Origin of the sequence: Vibrio qingdaonensis, assembly GCF_026191675.1 — a bacterium.
In the GTDB taxonomy this organism is placed as follows: Bacteria; Pseudomonadota; Gammaproteobacteria; order Enterobacterales; family Vibrionaceae; genus Vibrio; species Vibrio qingdaonensis.
The window spans coordinates 1-17769 of record NZ_JAKRRY010000036.1 but is presented as its reverse complement, the minus strand read 5'-3'; the positions used below and the strand labels follow the sequence as shown (position 1 = coordinate 17769).

General features: G+C 43.9%; 17 protein-coding genes and 1 tRNA gene. 14 read left to right on the top strand and 4 right to left on the bottom strand.

Features of this window, described 5'->3' with window-relative positions:
* Window positions 1–453 carry a 50S ribosomal protein L9 gene (gene rplI / locus MD535_RS20370; RefSeq protein ID WP_265676863.1) on the top strand — a complete coding sequence of 151 codons (453 nt, stop codon included), beginning with the start codon at window positions 1–3 and terminating at the stop codon, window positions 451–453.
* Between the two features lie 141 nt (window positions 454–594).
* On the opposite strand, the gene MD535_RS20365 is transcribed toward rplI, so the two are convergent.
* Entirely contained in the window at window positions 595–1362 is a 768-nt protein-coding gene (locus MD535_RS20365; RefSeq protein ID WP_265676862.1) for a DUF481 domain-containing protein, read from the bottom strand.
* A gap of 174 nt (window positions 1363–1536) precedes the next feature.
* Between MD535_RS20365 and MD535_RS20360 the strand changes: the two genes are divergently transcribed.
* Both MD535_RS20360 and alr read left to right on the top strand, forming a co-directional pair.
* Window positions 1537–2931 (top strand): replicative DNA helicase, encoded by a 1395-nt coding sequence (locus tag MD535_RS20360; protein ID WP_265676891.1) that lies wholly within the window; start codon window positions 1537–1539, stop codon window positions 2929–2931.
* A 9-nt stretch (window positions 2932–2940) separates the two neighbouring features.
* Window positions 2941–4041: an alanine racemase gene (gene alr, locus MD535_RS20355; RefSeq protein ID WP_265676861.1), complete on the top strand. Its 1101-nt coding sequence runs from the start codon at window positions 2941–2943 to the stop codon at window positions 4039–4041.
* Between the two features lie 91 nt (window positions 4042–4132).
* Here alr and MD535_RS20350 read toward each other — a convergent pair whose 3' ends face one another.
* Window positions 4133–4564, bottom strand: a complete 432-nt coding sequence (locus tag MD535_RS20350; RefSeq protein WP_265676860.1) for a secondary thiamine-phosphate synthase enzyme YjbQ — start codon at window positions 4562–4564, stop codon at window positions 4133–4135.
* 306 nt (window positions 4565–4870) lie between these two features.
* Between MD535_RS20350 and pgi the strand changes: the two genes are divergently transcribed.
* Window positions 4871–6523, top strand: a complete 1653-nt coding sequence (gene pgi / locus MD535_RS20345; protein WP_265676859.1) for a glucose-6-phosphate isomerase — start codon at window positions 4871–4873, stop codon at window positions 6521–6523.
* Between the two features lie 70 nt (window positions 6524–6593).
* On the opposite strand, the gene MD535_RS20340 is transcribed toward pgi, so the two are convergent.
* Window positions 6594–7067: an RDD family protein gene (locus tag MD535_RS20340; RefSeq protein ID WP_265676858.1), complete on the bottom strand. Its 474-nt coding sequence runs from the start codon at window positions 7065–7067 to the stop codon at window positions 6594–6596.
* Between the two features lie 193 nt (window positions 7068–7260).
* Here MD535_RS20340 and MD535_RS20335 point away from each other — a divergent pair.
* The 4 genes from MD535_RS20335 (at window position 7261) to MD535_RS20320 (ending at window position 10772) form a co-directional block, all read left to right on the top strand.
* Window positions 7261–7345, top strand: a tRNA-Leu gene (locus tag MD535_RS20335).
* Between the two features lie 263 nt (window positions 7346–7608).
* Window positions 7609–8568, top strand: a complete 960-nt coding sequence (locus tag MD535_RS20330) for a hypothetical protein (RefSeq protein WP_265676857.1) — start codon at window positions 7609–7611, stop codon at window positions 8566–8568.
* A gap of 41 nt (window positions 8569–8609) precedes the next feature.
* Window positions 8610–9386, top strand: coding sequence for a hypothetical protein (locus MD535_RS20325; RefSeq protein WP_265676856.1), 777 nt, complete (start codon window positions 8610–8612; stop codon window positions 9384–9386).
* A 126-nt stretch (window positions 9387–9512) separates the two neighbouring features.
* Window positions 9513–10772, top strand: coding sequence for an HD-GYP domain-containing protein (locus tag MD535_RS20320; protein ID WP_265676855.1), 1260 nt, complete (start codon window positions 9513–9515; stop codon window positions 10770–10772).
* Between the two features lie 11 nt (window positions 10773–10783).
* On the opposite strand, the gene MD535_RS20315 is transcribed toward MD535_RS20320, so the two are convergent.
* Window positions 10784–12070 carry a carbohydrate-binding protein gene (locus tag MD535_RS20315; protein ID WP_265676854.1) on the bottom strand — a complete coding sequence of 429 codons (1287 nt, stop codon included), beginning with the start codon at window positions 12068–12070 and terminating at the stop codon, window positions 10784–10786.
* A 192-nt stretch (window positions 12071–12262) separates the two neighbouring features.
* Here MD535_RS20315 and MD535_RS20310 point away from each other — a divergent pair, with 192 nt between their 5' ends.
* From MD535_RS20310 to MD535_RS20285, 6 genes are all read left to right on the top strand, one after another.
* Window positions 12263–12568 (top strand): PTS sugar transporter subunit IIB, encoded by a 306-nt coding sequence (locus MD535_RS20310; RefSeq protein ID WP_265676853.1) that lies wholly within the window; start codon window positions 12263–12265, stop codon window positions 12566–12568.
* A 37-nt stretch (window positions 12569–12605) separates the two neighbouring features.
* Window positions 12606–13931: a PTS sugar transporter subunit IIC gene (locus tag MD535_RS20305; protein WP_265676852.1), complete on the top strand. Its 1326-nt coding sequence runs from the start codon at window positions 12606–12608 to the stop codon at window positions 13929–13931.
* A gap of 22 nt (window positions 13932–13953) precedes the next feature.
* Complete coding sequence (locus MD535_RS20300; RefSeq protein ID WP_265676851.1) at window positions 13954–14265, top strand: PTS lactose/cellobiose transporter subunit IIA; 312 nt, start codon at window positions 13954–13956, stop codon at window positions 14263–14265.
* A 4-nt stretch (window positions 14266–14269) separates the two neighbouring features.
* The gene (locus tag MD535_RS20295) at window positions 14270–15586 is read left to right on the top strand and encodes a 6-phospho-beta-glucosidase (RefSeq protein WP_265676890.1); all 1317 of its coding nucleotides are present in this window, start codon (window positions 14270–14272) and stop codon (window positions 15584–15586) included.
* 22 nt (window positions 15587–15608) lie between these two features.
* Window positions 15609–16328: a chitin disaccharide deacetylase gene (gene chbG / locus MD535_RS20290; protein ID WP_265676850.1), complete on the top strand. Its 720-nt coding sequence runs from the start codon at window positions 15609–15611 to the stop codon at window positions 16326–16328.
* A gap of 137 nt (window positions 16329–16465) precedes the next feature.
* Window positions 16466–17479 (top strand): LacI family DNA-binding transcriptional regulator, encoded by a 1014-nt coding sequence (locus tag MD535_RS20285; RefSeq protein WP_265676849.1) that lies wholly within the window; start codon window positions 16466–16468, stop codon window positions 17477–17479.
* Window positions 17480–17769 lie beyond the last annotated feature (290 nt).

Genomic DNA, 17769 nt, shown 5'->3' with positions numbered 1-17769 from the left:
ATGCAAGTTATTCTACTTGATAAAATCGGTAACCTAGGTGGTCTTGGCGATACAGTTAACGTTAAATCTGGTTACGCTCGTAACTTCCTTATCCCACAAGGTAAGGCTGTAATGGCAACTAAGAACAACGTTGAGATGTTTGAAGCTCGTCGTGCTGAACTAGAAGCTAAAGTTGCTGAGCAACTAACTGCTGCTGAAGCTCGTGCTGAAAAAGTTAACGCTCTTGAAGCAGTTGTTATCGCTTCTAAAGCTGGTGACGAAGGCAAACTATTCGGTTCTATCGGTACTCGTGACATCGCTGATGCAATTACTGCAGCTGGCGTTGAAGTGGCTAAAAGCGAAGTTCGTCTTCCTGAAGGCGCTCTACGTAACACTGGTGAATTCGAAATTAGCGTTCAACTTCACTCAGAAGTTTTCGCTACAGTAACACTACAAGTTGTTGCTGCTGAGTAATCTCAGTTAAGACACCGATAAAAACACCAGCCTCGGCTGGTGTTTTTTTATGTCTGAAATAAATGAAGGCAGTGACAAAGGTTGGAGTTAGAGGTTAAGCGACGACTAAAAGTTAAGAAAATGCCAGAAGCCGAGATAACACTAGAAATTAAATAGTAAATTTACGGTAAAGATAGAGTCTCTTTTGCTTAAATCACCAGGCACTTGGTCATGATATTTGCTGCTATATGCCACTTTAAGCGCAATGGTCTCAGTGATATCGTTGGTGACGTTTAACTCCGTATCAAAACGGGTATTACTTTTACCCGCAATCACCGTGAGCTTACTGCCTATTGTTAGGTTAGTTAACGGCTTCCAGAGAACATTAACGTTGCCTCGAATGATCGCTTCGCGCACCACGTTGGGAAAGACAATGTCTTTATCGCCAATCTCGTCAATGTTAGGTTCTTGGTAACGAAAACCCGGACCGATTTCCGTCTCCAATAGTAGCGTTTCGGTGTTCGTGATCTGATAACCCAAACCACCAGAAACGGTGTGGTCTTCATAATAGGAGCTATAAAGAGACGTGAAGCCGTTATAGTTTCCGTATAAATAGGTTCGTTGGCTTAACTTATAGTCCGATTGCAGCATGTAGTTCTGCTGATTTTTGTCTTCTACATCGTCTTTATACAACTGATAGTACTTCCACTCCCCACTAGTACGGTGGCGACCTTCGGTATATTCTGCCGCGACTCGAGCGTTCAAAGAGCGTGAGTCGGTATTACCTGTGTGCGCTTGAAAGCCAAACTCTACTTCGGACTTTAATGGTGACGGTGGTGTGTCTTCGCTATCGCTCGATGGCAAAAATTCTTCAGCAAAGGCTACTGGCGATGCGAGTAAGACCAAGCTAAATAGCAAATTCTTTGACACTGAAACCTCACGACGATGAAAAGGGCTAGGATTATAATTGTCGTATATTCGGTCATCGTCAACGACAGGTCAATTGTTGATTGACGAATCTCTCTGTTCATAGCACTTTCTTTGCTTTAGCCATCTTTCATTTCGCGTATAATGAAGGGTCTTAGTGTGTTATCGAGTAAAGTCATGGCGGATATCCGAAATCAGAATGGTAAAGATGCTCAGGTGGAAGCAATTAAGCTCCCTCCTCATTCATTGGAAGCAGAGCAGTCAGTGCTGGGTGGTTTGTTATTAGATAATGAACGCTGGGACACGGTCGCTGAGCGCGTGGTGACTAAGGATTTCTATAGCCGTCCTCATCGGCTGATTTTTGACGGTATCAGAACCCTTTTAGAAGAGAGCCAACCCCTAGACTTGATTACGCTGTCTGAGTTTTTAGAGCTGCGTGAACAACTTGAAGATGTGGGTGGTTTTGCTTATTTAGCCGATTTAGCTAAAAACACACCAAGTGCGGCTAACATCAATGCCTATGCCGATATTGTGGCAGAGCGCGCTTTAGTACGTAATTTAATTGGCGTGGCGAATGAGATTGCGGATGCGGGCTACGATCCGCAAGGGCGTAGCTCGGAAGATTTGCTCGATCTTGCTGAGAGCAAGGTCTTTGCGATAGCAGAAGATCGCACCAACGAGAATGAAGGCCCGCAAAACGTCGACAACATTCTCGAAAAAACACTCGAACGTATCGAAATACTGTACAAAACGCCGCAAGATGGTGTGACAGGTGTAAATACCGGTTATGACGATCTCAATAAGAAAACGGCTGGCCTACAGGGGTCGGATCTCATTATTGTTGCTGCGCGTCCATCGATGGGTAAAACAACCTTTGCGATGAACTTATGCGAAAATGCGGCGATGTCTCAAGAAAAGCCAGTGCTTATTTTCTCTCTAGAGATGCCTGCAGAACAAATTATGATGCGTATGCTTGCGTCATTGTCTCGTGTTGATCAAACCAAAATCCGTACCGGACAGCTAGACGATGAAGACTGGGCAAAAATTTCCACCTCCATGGGCATGCTCATGGAAAAGAAAAACATGTTTATTGATGACAGCTCAGGTTTGACACCAACCGAAGTACGATCGCGAGCGAGGCGTATTGCGCGCGAAAACGGTGGGTTAAGTCTTATCATGATCGATTACCTGCAATTAATGCGAGTCCCTTCGCTGTCGGATAACCGTACACTCGAAATTGCGGAGATTTCTCGCTCCCTGAAGGCGTTAGCCAAAGAGCTCAATGTGCCTGTTGTTGCGCTTTCTCAGCTGAACCGTTCCTTGGAGCAGCGTGCGGATAAGCGCCCTGTAAACTCGGATTTGCGTGAATCGGGTTCGATAGAGCAAGATGCGGACTTGATCATGTTTATCTATCGAGATGAAGTGTATCACCCTGATAGTGCACTAAAAGGAATTGCTGAAATCATCTTAGGTAAGCAGCGTAACGGTCCTATCGGTTCCATTCGACTCACGTTCCAAGGGCAGTATTCGCGGTTTGATAACTACGCAGGCCCTGCGTTTGATGAAGAGTAGGGTTGAACGATGAGTTATATGAAAGCGGCGACGGCGCATATTGATTTATCCGCACTGGCACACAATCTGAATTGCATTAAACAGCAAGCGCCTAACAGTAAAGTAATGGCTGTAGTTAAAGCTAATGGCTATGGACATGGTCTGAAACATATTGCGAAGCACGCTAAAGGTGCCGATGCTTTTGGTGTTGCGCGCATTGAAGAGGCGCTACAATTGCGTGCCAGCGGTGTGGTTAAACCTATCTTGTTATTAGAGGGTTTTTACTCACCTAGTGATTTGCCAGTTCTCGTCACCAATAATATCCAAACCGTTGTGCACTGTATTGAGCAATTGGAAGCGTTGGAGCAAACGGAATTAGAAACTCCTGTTATGGTGTGGCTGAAAGTTGATAGCGGTATGCATCGACTTGGCGTGCGTGAAGAGCAGTACCTGGAATTTGTTGAACGTCTGCACGCTTGCAGTAATGTTGCCAAACCACTGCGTTATATGAGTCACTTTGGTTGTGCTGATGAGCTGGATAAAACGGTGACAACGGAGCAGATCAACACGTTTTTGTCTTTGACGGAAGGGTGTAATGGTGAGCGTTCCTTGGCGGCTTCGGCGGGTTTGCTTGCGTGGCCAACAAGTCAACTTGATTGGGTTAGACCAGGTATCATTATGTATGGCGTCTCGCCGTTCGGTGAGCGAACCGCTGAAGATATGGGTTTTAAGCCCGTCATGACGTTAAAGTCACACCTTATTGCGGTACGTGAAGTGAAGCAAGGGGAGAGCGTAGGTTATGGCGCAAACTGGACCAGTGAACGAGACACCAAAGTGGGTGTGATCGCGATTGGTTATGGCGATGGTTACCCTCGTATGGCGCCAAATGGCACTCCTGTATTAGTGAATGGCCGCAAGGTGCCAATTGCTGGACGTGTCTCTATGGATATGTTGACGGTAGATTTGGGGCCAGAAGCATCTGATTGTGTTGGTGATGAAGCAATATTATGGGGTGACGCATTACCATCCGAGGAGGTAGCGGAGCATATTGGCACGATAGCGTATGAGTTGGTGACCAAGCTAACGTCTCGAGTTGAGATGAGTTACTCCTCCGATAAATCGCACCTTTAATCGACGTCCCTCACCAACGCTAGGTGAGGGAGCATCATTTTTTGGGTATTAGCCTTATCGGTCACCCATATTCTCCCCAGTTGTAGACATATCATTCTAAGTACGTTTGCCCTTGTAACGTGGCAATAATACGTCGTTCACCACCATGATCCCTGTGCTCCCCTAGGTAAATACCCTGCCATGTTCCTAGAGCTAAATAACCCTGACTGATAGGGAGCGAAATACTGGCTCCAAGCAGTGCACTTTTTATATGCGCAGGCATATCATCACTCCCTTCATAAGTGTGCTCGTAGTAAGGGGCGTCTTCCGGCACATAGCGATTGAAGTGGCGTTCCATGTCTTTTCTTACGGTGGGGTCGGCATTTTCATTTAAGCTTAAACTTGCCGAGGTATGCTGGATGAATAGATGTAGTAAACCTACAGAGTAGCCTTGAAGTTGGGGTAGCTGTTGTTTAATTTCATCAGTAATGAGGTGGAAGCCTCGAGGTTTTGCTCGGATAAGTAGGCTCTGCTGTTGCCACATAGACTGTCCTGTGTATTATTGAGGATTGATAGGTCGAGTGCATAAAATGTATTGCTTATATTGTGAACCGTTACGTGACTTAACTCAAGGAGCGTGCTGACGCTCTGGTTCATAATACGACCTGAAAGTTTATTACTAAATTTAAGCCATCGATTTGTAAATGGCAGAGAAATTTTGCTGTGAGTCGCGTGACGTTTACGCGCCCCAGCTATATTTAGATTTACACGTTTTATTTTCGCTAACCGGGGGTTCCTTTTCCTTGGGGGGATAGGGAACAAAAACCGACAAAAAATTGGGATAGAGACCATGTTGAAAAACATTAATCCAACGCAAACTGACGCTTGGAAAGCACTGACAGCACACTTTGAATCTGCGCAAGATATGGATATGGCAGCGTTATTTGCTCAAGATGCAGAACGCTTCAATACATTCTCTACAAGCTTTGGCTCAGACATTCTTGTTGATTACTCTAAGAACCTTATCAACGAAGAGACCATGAAGCACCTGTTTGCTCTCGCTAACGATACTGAGCTAAAAGCGGCAATCAGTGCGATGTTCTCTGGTGAGGCTATCAACCAGACGGAGGAGCGTTCGGTACTTCACGTCGCGCTACGTAACCGTAGCAACTCACCAATTATGGTGAATGGCGAAGACGTCATGCCTGCAGTGAATGCTGTGCTAGAAAAAATGAAAGGCTTCTCTGAGCGCATTATCTCAGGTGATTGGAAAGGCTATACCGGCAAAGCGATCACAGACGTGGTGAATATTGGTATTGGTGGTTCAGATTTAGGTCCGTACATGGTGACAGAAGCGCTGTCTCCTTACACTAACCACCTCAACATGCATTTTGTTTCTAACGTCGACGGTACACACATCGCCGAAACATTGAAGAAAGTCGATCCTGAAACCACGCTTTTCTTGGTTGCATCAAAAACATTCACTACTCAAGAAACCATGACGAATGCACATTCTGCACGTGATTGGTTCTTGGCAACTGCAGCAGATGAAGCGCACGTCGCGAAGCATTTCGCGGCACTGTCTACCAACGCAAAATCAGTTTCTGAGTTTGGTATCGATACCGACAACATGTTTGAATTTTGGGATTGGGTTGGTGGTCGTTATTCACTATGGTCGGCAATCGGTCTATCTATCATCCTAGCGGTTGGTTATGACAACTTTGTTGAGCTTCTTGCTGGTGCTCATGAGATGGATAATCATTTTGCTAACACTGAACTAGAAAATAATATTCCAGTTGTACTTGCTCTGATCGGAATTTGGTACAACAACTTTCATGGTGCTGAATCAGAAGCGATCCTACCGTACGATCAATATATGCACCGTTTTGCTGCTTACTTCCAGCAAGGCAACATGGAATCAAATGGTAAGTTTACTGACCGCAATGGTGATGCTGTCGATTACCAAACGGGTCCAATCATCTGGGGCGAGCCTGGTACCAATGGTCAGCACGCATTTTACCAGTTGATCCACCAAGGCACGAAGCTTATTCCTTGTGACTTCATTGCACCTGCGAACACTCACAATAAAGTTAGCGATCATCATCAGAAGCTGATGTCTAACTTCTTCGCTCAGACGGAAGCATTGGCATTTGGTAAGTCTAAAGAAACCGTGGAAGCTGAGTTCATCGCAGCAGGTAAAACAGCGGAAGAAGTGAAAGATTTAGTTCCATTCAAAGTGTTTGAAGGCAACCGCCCAACGAACTCAATCTTAGTGAAGCAAATCACACCTCGCACGCTAGGTAACCTAATCGCGATGTATGAGCACAAAATTTTCACACAAGGTGTCATTTGGAACATTTTCAGTTTTGATCAGTGGGGCGTGGAACTGGGTAAGCAACTGGCTAACCAAATCCTTCCTGAGCTAGCTGATGATAATAATGTGGATTCACACGACAGCTCGACAAATGGCTTAATCAACGCATTTAAGGCGTTTAAAGCTTAGTGATTACGAGGCATTAGATCGAAAAAGGTGCCATATCGGCACCTTTTTTATTGTTACGTTTCATTCAAATTTATTGCGCTTTAGGCAATACGACAACTTGTGTTTTTGCCCATATATCTTGAAACCCGCGCTTTTTAGTATCGATAGGAACGGCGAGGTTAGCGAGTCCAAACGCCGAAGTGGCAAGGCGGATTAATGCTTGAGTGACGGTAATGCGCCCACCTTGTAAATTTTGAACTTGCAGTTTCCACGCACGCATTCCTAATGTTTGTCCTGCTTTCGTCCAGAAATAAACAAAGAAATAGACCCAAACAATCGCAAGATACGCTGTGTAAATAGGGCTCCAAATGGGGTGACGACTGAGTAAATCGCTTGCATCGGTATAAGAGCCATAAGAGAGCAGCCCAGCTGCGACCAGAGCCTCAAGAATAGCGACCACGAGACCGCCCGCCATCATCACTAACGCTAAGACGACTAAGCTATCGTAAAACAAGGCACCAAGTCTGCGAAAAAGGCCTGCTGGAGGCAAAGGTTGTGTTTTCATTTCATCTACTTTTAAAATGTATAATCTGACCACAGAATAGCGATTCTAAAGGGCTTGTGAAACCCTCGACTGTGGAAATACATCACGTTGTGACCAAAAAAACAGCAAACAAATGAATAAACAGTGTTTTGTTCTTGCACGTCATCCAAGCTTACGTATAATGCCAAACATCAAAGGGCAATAGCCTAAAGATGCCGGTGTGGTGAAATTGGTATACACGACGGATTCAAAATCCGTTGCCTTCGGGCGTGGCGGTTCAAGTCCGCCCACCGGTACCATATTTAAACAAAAAAGCCTCGACGAAAGTCGAGGCTTTTTTGTATCTTCTCAAAAGCTTATCTGTATTATTATACGTCACTGTCGACAACGATGGCGTCCACCAGAGAGTTGGTATTCCTCCTTAGCGACTGCTGAAAATCTCTTACTTTCAATAAACGGTTTAACGGATGTTAGTGGCCTAAAACTGACGGAGAGGTTCTGGCTGTACTCGTCTTTCAAGGCGAAAGGCGCTAAAATCAAAGTACTAGATAGGAGAGTGATTGTGAGCGCGAAGTTTACCCATATTGCATGGCAACAAACGAATGTGGAAGCGAGTGAAAAACTTGTATTGCTGAAGCTAGCGGATCTCGCTGGTCACGATGGGAGTGTGTCAATTGCTCTTGCCGATATCGCAACTGAATGTTTATTGGGTGAGTTTAGGTTGGCTGATTTGTTTACATCGTTGGTCAACAAAGGTGTCATGACTAAGTCTCATGTGGAAACGAGAGGCAGAAAGCAAATACATCATCTTAAACTGCTTGCGCCAGAGGGAGAGTCTGTCTCGATTCCTGTGGTGTCGATGCCCGTTGAGCAAGCTAGTGCTCCGATTAAGGTCAGTGCCCAGAATGAATCCAGCGCCCCTGGTTGGTCACACCAGCAACTTAACCTATATAAAGTACCAGCAAATCGTCGAGATGACGTTTGGCAAAGCTTTATGCAAGAAAGCAATCCATCGCCTACGATGAATATTAACCGACTCGCGGGCCAGTTAGATAATTGGCTTGAATATGCGAAGCAGTCTGGAAATCTTCGTTCAATTGTCGGCGTGCCTGCGAAACAACAATCGACAAACACATTTCCTTCCGCATCGACAAGGCGTAAACAAGGTCAAGTACAGGGTGAAAGCCAGCAGTACATTTCAACTCATGAACTGAATGAATTTGTGGTTCCTGAGTGGGCTCAGCAGCCACTGGCATTTTCTCGCTTAGAAATCGATCCGAATCTCTTTTGGGAGAAATTTGTGGTGTACTATAAAGCTCGAGCGAATGAGTATACCTCAGTTACGCAGATGCTGAATAAGCTGCGTCTGTGGATTGTAAATGAGAAACAGGCTGAAGATCGCCGAAAACAGGCTGAAGAAAGAAGACGTCAATCGTATCAAAGCAATAAGTCAGTTGATGTTAGTCCTTCTGAGGAATTTAGAGAATTTTTGAGAGGGCAGGGCAAGAAGCCAGACTTTTAGAATGATGGTTGCTTCCTTTTTCTATAACGTAGGTGCTTAATATGGGTAACGGTAATAAACCAAAAAATGTGGACTTTGGCTCTATGGAGAAAAAACTCCGTGAGATGGGCGTGAGTGGCAGTTTAGAGCATCTTAAGGCTTCAGGAGCGAAGGCAACAACACCTGTTGCTCCTAAGTCCCCTTCATCTGCTCCGTCTAAGCCCGTGGTTTCTCAACAAAGAAGCAGTGTGCCAAAATCTTTAGTCGATGAAACGCAGCATGAAAGAATACCAAGTGATTGGTGTAACTATATTTTTGGTACTCTACTTAGCATCTATGAGTCGACGTGGCTGAAATCTTATGGTCGTCGGCCAACAGGTCGATTTTTAGATTTTGCGGATAGCGTGACTGAAGCCGAATTGATGCGAATCATGCAACATTGTCGGGAACGGCTTCAGGCCGGAGAGAAATGGCCACCTATTATGGGCGAATTGACGTTACTCAAAAGTCAGTTAACCGAATCAGAGCTTATGGAAGCGATGAATCGAGTGGTAGCGAAGACGCCGCAAAATCAACTCGAAACATGGATCATTCAGAATAAGGGATACGAACTGAGACGGGTTCCCCAATCCATGATCATTCGACGCTTTAAAGAGTTTTATCGTGAAGCAATGAGCCTTCAAGAAAAAGGCAAGCTAGTGACAGAAGTACCGAAGGGCATTGCGCAACACTCTGTGAAGAATCTCATTGATATTAAGCGGGAAGAATTTGAGCAGTCACATGGCAAGAGTCTCGATCCTAGAATAGCCGCACTATTAAAAAGTAAACCAGTAGAATAAGTGCTATTAATGAGTCTAGTTTGACGAAATGCACATAATCCGTTGTGTTTTTTAACTTATAGATGAAGATTGACGAGGAGTTCATTAGACTCCTCGCGTGTTTTACTCATTGTTGCATGTGACTTTGTGGCTAGTATAAAAATGTCGGTGAGCCGACTTCAACCAGGCTTACATATTAGGCTCCCCGTAAGGTGGAGTGACCATCCTTTCCTCTTCAATACCTTCAAAATAAAATCAGACGAGCAAGTACGAGTTATCAAGCAACTCGGAATCAAGTATGTGTATGTTACGCCTGAGTTGAGTGACACAATACCGCTTCCTGCAGAAGAGTCGATAAGTGAACCTTCACATCTATCAACGAATGAGGCATCTGATGAAGCGGAAAAGTTGTGGGCGGAAAAGCAAGAGCGAATCGAAACGTTAAGTAAATATCGCCGCAGGGTTTCTCAGTGTGAGAAGGAATTTGATAGATCGCTTGCGCGTATTCGCAGTATTATGGCGAAGTTACGCAGCCGTCCTGAGCTAGCGATTCAAGAATCAGAGTCACTGGTAGAAGATATTGTCGATTCTCTGTTGTCGGAAGATGAAGTTACGCTGCATTTGATGGGCAGTAAAAGTGAATTCGAAGATCTCTACTTTCACTGTCTCAATGTATCCGTGCTTTCGATGATGATAGCCAAAGCGAAAGGATTTAGTGGAGAGAAAATTAAAGATGTCGGTATGGGGGCACTTTTTCACGATATCGGCAAAGTGAAAATCCCATCGGTTATCTTACGAAAAACAACCCCGCTTTCTGAGCCCGAGTATAATTACCTGAAACTGCATACTAAGTATGGTGCCGACATTGCAAGAGCAATAGGTACACTACCTGATGATGTCATTACGGTTATTGAGCAGCATCATGAATTACTTGACGGCTCTGGTTACCCGCTAGGGTTGAAGGGGGACGAGATTGATTCAGTCACTCAAATTATTTCAGTGGCTAATGCTTTTGATGGTTTGTGTCATCATCAGAACCCGAGCGAGAAAAAAATACCGTATTCCGCGCTTTCCTATCTCTATAAGCATAGTAAACATCTTTACAACGCTGAGAACCTGAATATGCTAATCAAGTATATGGGGGTTTATCCGCCGGGCACGATCGTTAAGCTTTCGAATGATATGGTTGGCTTAGTTATCTCTATCAATAGCGGTAGTTTGTTGTGCCCAAATGTCTTGCTGTACGACCCTAGCGTCCCCAAGCTACAAGCACCTATCATTACGTTAGCACCAAAAGAACTCACCATTGAATCAGTGATTCATCCAGAGAAATTACCAGAAGAGATCCGAGAGTATCTGAATCCTCGAGCTCGAATCTCTTATTATTTTGAGGGTAATGCTACTTAATTAACGACAAATTATTGAGTAGCTGTTAGTAAAAATAAAGATGGTTCTGAATTTGGGGTCCAACTTGCTTGTGATACGTGAGCGGTAATGACAGTGTATTGCAAGCCGTTATATACCACAGAGTCCCCTTGTTCGTAGTTAACGTTTAATTTCCAGTTTGTTGCAGGATCGGCGTTATACCATAGTGTTGATTGTAAGGACGGTGCCCAATCGCTTTGAGAGTAATGAGCCTTTTGTGCAATGTAAATGGTACCTTCGTGGTTCACATGTTCTCCCACAGAGTACTGCACTTCTGGTTTCCAGCTAGGAATATAGTTATCTAAAGTATCGAACACATACCCAGCCTTTAGCGCAAGCTCTAAGAATTTATCCAGTTTTGGGATATTTTGGGTTTCGCCCATGCCTCTGTGCCCATCTTCAAATAGGAACTCATGGGTGAGGACAATGACCTTGTCTTTATGGAGTGGAGTGTCACATGGAAAATTCTGTGATTTGGAATTAACAGGCTCAATAGTGACAGGTGCACATGTATTGATAGAGGCCTCGACATACTCAAGAAATGGTTCCGGCTCCGTTAAGCTGTTAGCGGGCATTTCGATCCCCCAGTTTTCAGGTGCCCAATCTAGATCCCAGCCGAATAGCTGATAACTGTCATTGGTCAACATATCGGATAGTGTCATAGCATTGCTTGAGCTATTTGATGGATTGTCAGGGTCGCAAACATAGTTAGGATCCCAAGGTAAATAGTCATCTGAAGTTGCACAGAGCCCATCAGCTTTAAAACTTTTTGCTACTCGCCAGCCATTGGTATACGGCAAACGAGCGTACTGATCGGCGACATAATTGTCATAGCTGCTGATGTTAGTTACATGCTGCTCAAGTTTAGCCAGATTTAACGGGAAAAAGGTGTAATCATAGGCGGGATCACGATAAGAGTTAACGTTGTGCATACCTGTCGCATTACATGCCGCAGCGGTATTCTCACCGTGCGCACCGTCGCAGTTGTGTACCATATGATCATAGCTATGGTTTGCCACCATATGGCCGGTATTGAGTGCAAGCATCAGAGCCTCTAGTGCTCGGTCTTCATTTTCATCCCCGATACCATCAAGGTGCCACGCATTGAAGAAAAACGATCCTTTTACATTGTGCTTATTGAGTGTTTCGATCACTTTAATTGATGCATTTATGGGGCCATCGTCAAAGGTGAGGTAGATAGTGGCTTTAGGATCTTGCGCTATAGCATTGAATGATAGAGGGATAAGTAAGCTACCGATTAAACTAGAGACCTTTCTCATAAATAGTCCTTATTTTATTGATTAATAATAACGAAATGGAAAAAGCTGATATTTAATCTAATGAAATAGTTATAGTAATAAATCAGGTGTTTTTATTTTTGCGATCCACTTCAATCAAAAGCGCAACCGGTTGCGCTTTAATGTTAAAGTTGTTTTTGTTAGGGTGGTTATATCACTGTGAATGGAGGTTATATGAAGAGAATACTACTTTGCTGCAGCGCTGGAATGTCGACCAGTATGTTGGTGAAAAAGATGCAAGTGGCAGCGAAAGAGCGAGGTGTTGAATGTGAGATTCAAGCAAAGTCTGTGTCGGAGTTTGATGAAGATATTGCTCACTACGATGTATGTCTACTCGGCCCTCAGGTAAGGTTTCAACTTGATGAGTTACGAAAGGTAGCGACTGAACATGGTAAAAACATCGAGGCAATTTCACCACAAAATTATGGAATGATGAAGGGAGAAGAGGTTCTTGAACAAGCGCTCGCTCTCATTGATTAATTGATTATTAGTTTAACGTGAAATAAAGGAATATATTATGAAGCTTTATGATGCGATTATTAATATCGTAGAAAAGCATATTGCCCCCCTTGCGACTAAAGTGGGTAATCAGCCCCACGTTAGAGCGATGAGGGATGGTTTTATTGTTGCAATGCCATTTATTATTGTGGGTAGTTTTATTCTCGTTTTTGCTTTTCCTCCTTTTACTGAGGAGACCACTAATTCTTTTGGTCGAGCATGGCTCGATCTAGCGACGACTCATTTTGATACCATTATGATGCCATTTAGTATGTCGATGGGGATCATGACGATATTCGTGTCTCTTGGTGTTGCCTATAGTTTGGCGAGGTCCTATAAAATGGATGGCATAACGAGTGCGACCTTGTCATTGATGTGTTTTCTTTTAGTGGCTTCTCCGGCAAAAGATGGTGGACTCCCTACTGCTCACATGGGGGGCACAGGGATCTTTACCGCTGTTATTTGTGCCTTCTTTGCGGTCGAGTTGTATCGCTTTATGAAAAAGCACAACATCACGATTAGAATGCCAGAGCAGGTGCCACCCGCGATTGCTCGCTCGTTTGAAGTCTTATTGCCTGTCCTCGCCGTTTTTTTGATTCTCTATCCACTCAGCCTTTTTGTTCAGACTCAATATGACATGCTCATCCCTGATGCTGTGATGGCGATGTTTAAGCCTCTTGTGAGTGCTTCAAACACACTGCCTGCGATTATTGGTGCTCTGTTAGTGTGTCAGCTTCTTTGGTTTGCCGGCATTCACGGTGCTGCGATTGTTGTTGGTCTACTATCGCCAATTTTCTTAACCAATATTAGCGCTAATATTGATGCGTTTGTTGCGGGTGAGCCAGTTCAAAATATCTTTACTCAACCATTCTGGGACTTCTATATCTTTATTGGTGGTTCTGGTGCGACGTTCGCGTTGGTTATTTTGATGATGTTTAGTCGTTCTGCGCACCTTAAAAGCTTAGGTCGTATGAGTGCCGTCCCTGGCTTATTCCAAATAAATGAGCCGGTCATTTTTGGTAGCCCGGTCGTGCTGAATCCAATTTTGTTTATCCCATTTGTTTTCGCGCCAGTGATTAATGCCACCATTGCTTATTTTGCTGTACACGCAGGCTTAGTAGGTATGGGGGTCGCGACGACACCATGGACAGCACCCGCCATTATTGGAGCATCTTGGGGGTCTGGTTGGACGTTGTCACCCGTATTACTAGTGGCAATCCTGATGGTCATCGATCTATTTATCTATCTTCCATTCTTCAAGATGTTCGAGAAACAACTGCTAGAGCAAGAGCAGCCTCAAGATGAAAGTAAGGTAGTCACTGCAGATAAACCTGCAACAGCATAAAGATAAGGACGAGGAGATTATTATGGATCAAGAATTGGTTGTTATGGAGATTATCTGTAATGCAGGTGAAGCAAGAAGCCTTTGTTTTGAAGCGTTAAGATCAGCTAGGAATCTGGACCTAGCCTCTGCAGAGGGCTCACTAGAAAAAGCAAAAGAGTGCTTGAACAAAGCTCATTTAATTCAAACACAGTTGATTGAATTAGATCAAGGCGAAGGGAAAATCCCAATGACCTTAGTGATGGTTCACGCTCAAGATCATCTTATGACGACCATTCTTGCTCATGAGTTAGCGACGGAAATCATTGAATTACGAAAGGGCTTACCACAGGGGTAATATGATGACGTCAGGTTCATTGAAAATTGCAGTGATCGGTGGTGGTAGTAGTTATACCCCCGAACTAATAGAAGGGGTTTTATTACGTCTTGATCGCTTACCGGTAACCGAGATTTGCTTAACGGATATTAAAGCGGGTGAGGAAAAGCTGTCTATTATTACAGCTTTGACCCAGCGTATGGTATCAAAGGCGAAGGCGGACATTGTTGTAACTCAAACATTGGATCGAAGAAAAGCGATTCAAGGTGCGGATTTTGTTATGACTCAGTTTCGAGTTGGTGGCTTGGCTGCAAGGCAAAAAGATGAAGCTATACCACTTCGTTACGATAGGGTCGGGCAAGAAACTACGGGCGCTGGTGGATTTGCCAAGGCGTTAAGAACTATACCTGTCATTCTTGATATCTGCAGAGATATTGAAGAGCTCGCTCCAAATGCATGGATGCTTAATTTTACAAATCCTGCAGGCCTTGTGACAGAAGCGATTCAAAAGCATAGCCAAGTTAAAACCATAGGGCTGTGTAATGTACCCGTTTCCATGCAGATGATGGCGGCGGATATGTTAGATTGCCAACCTAGTCGGTTGAAAATGAAGTTCGCAGGATTGAATCATTTAGTATGGGTGACGAGTGCCTATTTAGATGGTGAGGATGTTACCCAGACCCTACTTAAAAAAGTGGGAGATGGCGTTAACTTCTCAATGAAAAATGTGTTTGAGGAGCCTTGGGACCCCAACTTTTTGGATGCTTTAGGAGTCATCCCCTGTCCTTATCATCGTTATTATTATCAAACGGACGCAATGCTTGCTGAAGAGCAAGAATCTTATCGAAATCAAGGCAGTAGAGCGACCCAAGTTATGGAGACGGAAGCGGCGTTGTTTCGGTTATATCAACAAGACTCGTTAGATAGTAAACCAAAAGAACTCGAAGAGCGTGGTGGAGCATATTACTCAGATGCTTCACTCGATTTGGTAGATTCTATTTACAATAATCGTAATGCGTTACATGTGGTAAATGTGAAGAACGGTGGTGTCATTGCAAGTTTACCGAATGATGCTGTAATTGAATGCTCTGCGGTCGTAGGAAGCGAGGGAGCAACCCCGCTTGCCACAGACCCTTTACCACACTATGTCGACAGTCTCATTGCACGAGTAAAAAGTTATGAGATGCTGACTGTGGATGCAGCTGTTTCTGGCAACAAAGAGACGGCGTTATTAGCGTTGGCAACTCACCCACTGGTAAATGATATTCAAGTAGCCAAATCTTTACTTGCAGATATCTTAGTGGAAAATGATAACGACCTGCCGCAATTTAGTGCACGCTAGTTCCAACGTAAGGAGGATATAGGTGAAGTTAATTTTCAATGCAGATGACTATGGATTATGCCGAAAGGTCAATGAAGGAATTATTGATAGTCACCTTAATGGTGTTGTGTCGTCAACTACGATGATGGTAGCGATGCCCGGAGAAAGTGATGCGTTGCTGAGATTAAAGCAAGCACCTGAACTGAGCGTCGGTATTCATCTGAGGTTAACAGCTGGTTCGCCTATGTCTTCGAATTACCCACTAGTCAATGAAAACGGACTCTTTTTAAGTTATCAGCAATTGATGGTAACAATAACGCCTGAACATAAAGCGGATATATACAAAGAGTTGCGACGTCAGATTGAGCACTTTTTGAATTATGACATTCAGCTTAGCCATATAGACAGTCATCACCACGTCCATTTACATCCTGTTGTACATGAGGTTGTCAAAAAATTGAGTGAAGAGTTCGGTGTTCCCTATCGTGCTCAGCCTGAATTGAAGCAGTATTTATTTACTGACGGTTTTTACGATGTCACGGCGACACTTGATTGGTTGATTCCGAATTTACGAAAGTGGGCACTATCGCATTCTGTTGTGGAAGTCATGTGCCATCCGGGTATCGCTGACAAAGAATTGGTTTCGATGAGCTCTTATAGCACCTGCCGAGAGCATGAATTGGAGGTTTTAAAATCGGCAGAGTTACGCTCTTTGCTTACTAGCAATGCGATAACGCTGTCTAACTATAGTGCTGTTGTTTGATCGACACGGTTGTCGATAACCGTGAGTACGTTCCCTAGCATTCACCTTGTACTCATGGTTACCTCTTTTTGTTACCCAATGAATTAACGTACTATTGGGCCTGCCACTTAGTTATCAATCACAAGGAAATAATGTCAATGGCAAGTATTAAGGAAGTTGCTGCATTGGCGGGGGTCAATCGCTCAACCGTCTCTCGAATCATCAATGGTGAGGGAAGTTTTCGTGCTGACACCAAACGTCGTGTTGAGGAAGCGATGGCTGAGCTGGATTATAGACCGAGTGCCATTGCTCGCTCTCTAGCGAAATCAAACTCAAACATGATTGGGTTAATGGTTACCTACTATACTGGTGGTTTCTTTGGTCAGATGATGAATCAAGTGCAGTTAGAACTTGATGAGCAACAAAAGTTTTTAATTACAGCGCAAGGACACCACAGCGCTGAAGGAGAAAAGAAAGCCATCGATAAGTTTCGTGATTTACGTTGCGATGGTTTTATTTTGCATAGTCGTAATCTCAGCGATGAAGAATTGATTAACTTGTCTAAGACGACATCATCATTTGTTCTTTTAGATAGGTATATCGCTGGTATTAAAGAACGCTGCGTGACATTTGATCATCAAGCAGCATCTGCGTTAGCAACGAGCTATCTAATAGATAGAGGTCACCGTCATATCGTATGTGTAACAGGGCCGTGCGATAGGGACAGCACGAAAGTTCGCTTAGCGGGTTTTATTCAAGCTATGTCTGAGTATCAGCTCGTGGCGTGTCAAAGTCATATCATTGAAGGCGACTATGAGTTGGATAGTGGCTATGATGCAATGGCGGCCATAATGGCACTACCGAAAAAGCCGAGTGCAATATTTTCCACAGGTGAAGAGATGACCCGTGGAATAATGAAGTATTGCTATCAACATGGTATACAATGTCCGGAAGACATATCTATTATCAGTTATGACAGCGTTGATAGCTGTCGGGGATTGTATCCTCAAGTAACGACAATTGAGTTTCCTATCAGCCGTATGGCACATGAAGCCGTTTTACTGTTAACTGAACAGCTTGCTTCTAATGTGTCTCACAGCAAGAGGTCTTCTATTGAGCCATGTATTAAAGAGGGTCAGAGTGTGAAAGAAATAGGTGTTTTGAACAGTTAATCTGCGATTTTGGCTGGTTTTGTTTGATATTCAATCAAAAGTGCTTATTTTTGATTTTTATGGTGAAAAACACTTGCCAATGTGACTTCTATCTCTATAATGCGTCCTCACTGACACGGCAGAGCCCATAAGGGTTCAAGGCAATGTTCAGCAAGGCTTCTAGCCAAAAGAGAGTTCGAGATTTGTTTTTGAAATAAGTAAAAAATAAATCAATAAAGTGTTTGACACGAAAGAATATCTCGCTAGAATAGCCGCCTCTTCAAATGGAAAGCCAAGCGCTGACCAAGTGA

Excerpts from the sequence above, each read along its gene's own strand:
- rplI (WP_265676863.1), top strand. The coding sequence starts at position 1 with ATGCAAGTTATTCTACTTGATAAAATCGGTAACCTAGGTGGTCTTGGC.
- MD535_RS20360 (WP_265676891.1), top strand. The coding sequence starts at position 1,537 with ATGGCGGATATCCGAAATCAGAATGGTAAAGATGCTCAGGTGGAAGCA.
- alr (WP_265676861.1), top strand. The coding sequence starts at position 2,941 with ATGAGTTATATGAAAGCGGCGACGGCGCATATTGATTTATCCGCACTG.
- MD535_RS20350 (WP_265676860.1), bottom strand. The coding sequence starts at position 4,564 with ATGTGGCAACAGCAGAGCCTACTTATCCGAGCAAAACCTCGAGGCTTC.
- pgi (WP_265676859.1), top strand. The coding sequence starts at position 4,871 with ATGTTGAAAAACATTAATCCAACGCAAACTGACGCTTGGAAAGCACTG.
- MD535_RS20340 (WP_265676858.1), bottom strand. The coding sequence starts at position 7,067 with ATGAAAACACAACCTTTGCCTCCAGCAGGCCTTTTTCGCAGACTTGGT.
- MD535_RS20325 (WP_265676856.1), top strand. The coding sequence starts at position 8,610 with ATGGGTAACGGTAATAAACCAAAAAATGTGGACTTTGGCTCTATGGAG.
- MD535_RS20315 (WP_265676854.1), bottom strand. The coding sequence starts at position 12,070 with ATGAGAAAGGTCTCTAGTTTAATCGGTAGCTTACTTATCCCTCTATCA.
- MD535_RS20310 (WP_265676853.1), top strand. The coding sequence starts at position 12,263 with ATGAAGAGAATACTACTTTGCTGCAGCGCTGGAATGTCGACCAGTATG.
- MD535_RS20305 (WP_265676852.1), top strand. The coding sequence starts at position 12,606 with ATGAAGCTTTATGATGCGATTATTAATATCGTAGAAAAGCATATTGCC.
- MD535_RS20300 (WP_265676851.1), top strand. The coding sequence starts at position 13,954 with ATGGATCAAGAATTGGTTGTTATGGAGATTATCTGTAATGCAGGTGAA.
- MD535_RS20295 (WP_265676890.1), top strand. The coding sequence starts at position 14,270 with ATGACGTCAGGTTCATTGAAAATTGCAGTGATCGGTGGTGGTAGTAGT.
- MD535_RS20285 (WP_265676849.1), top strand. The coding sequence starts at position 16,466 with ATGGCAAGTATTAAGGAAGTTGCTGCATTGGCGGGGGTCAATCGCTCA.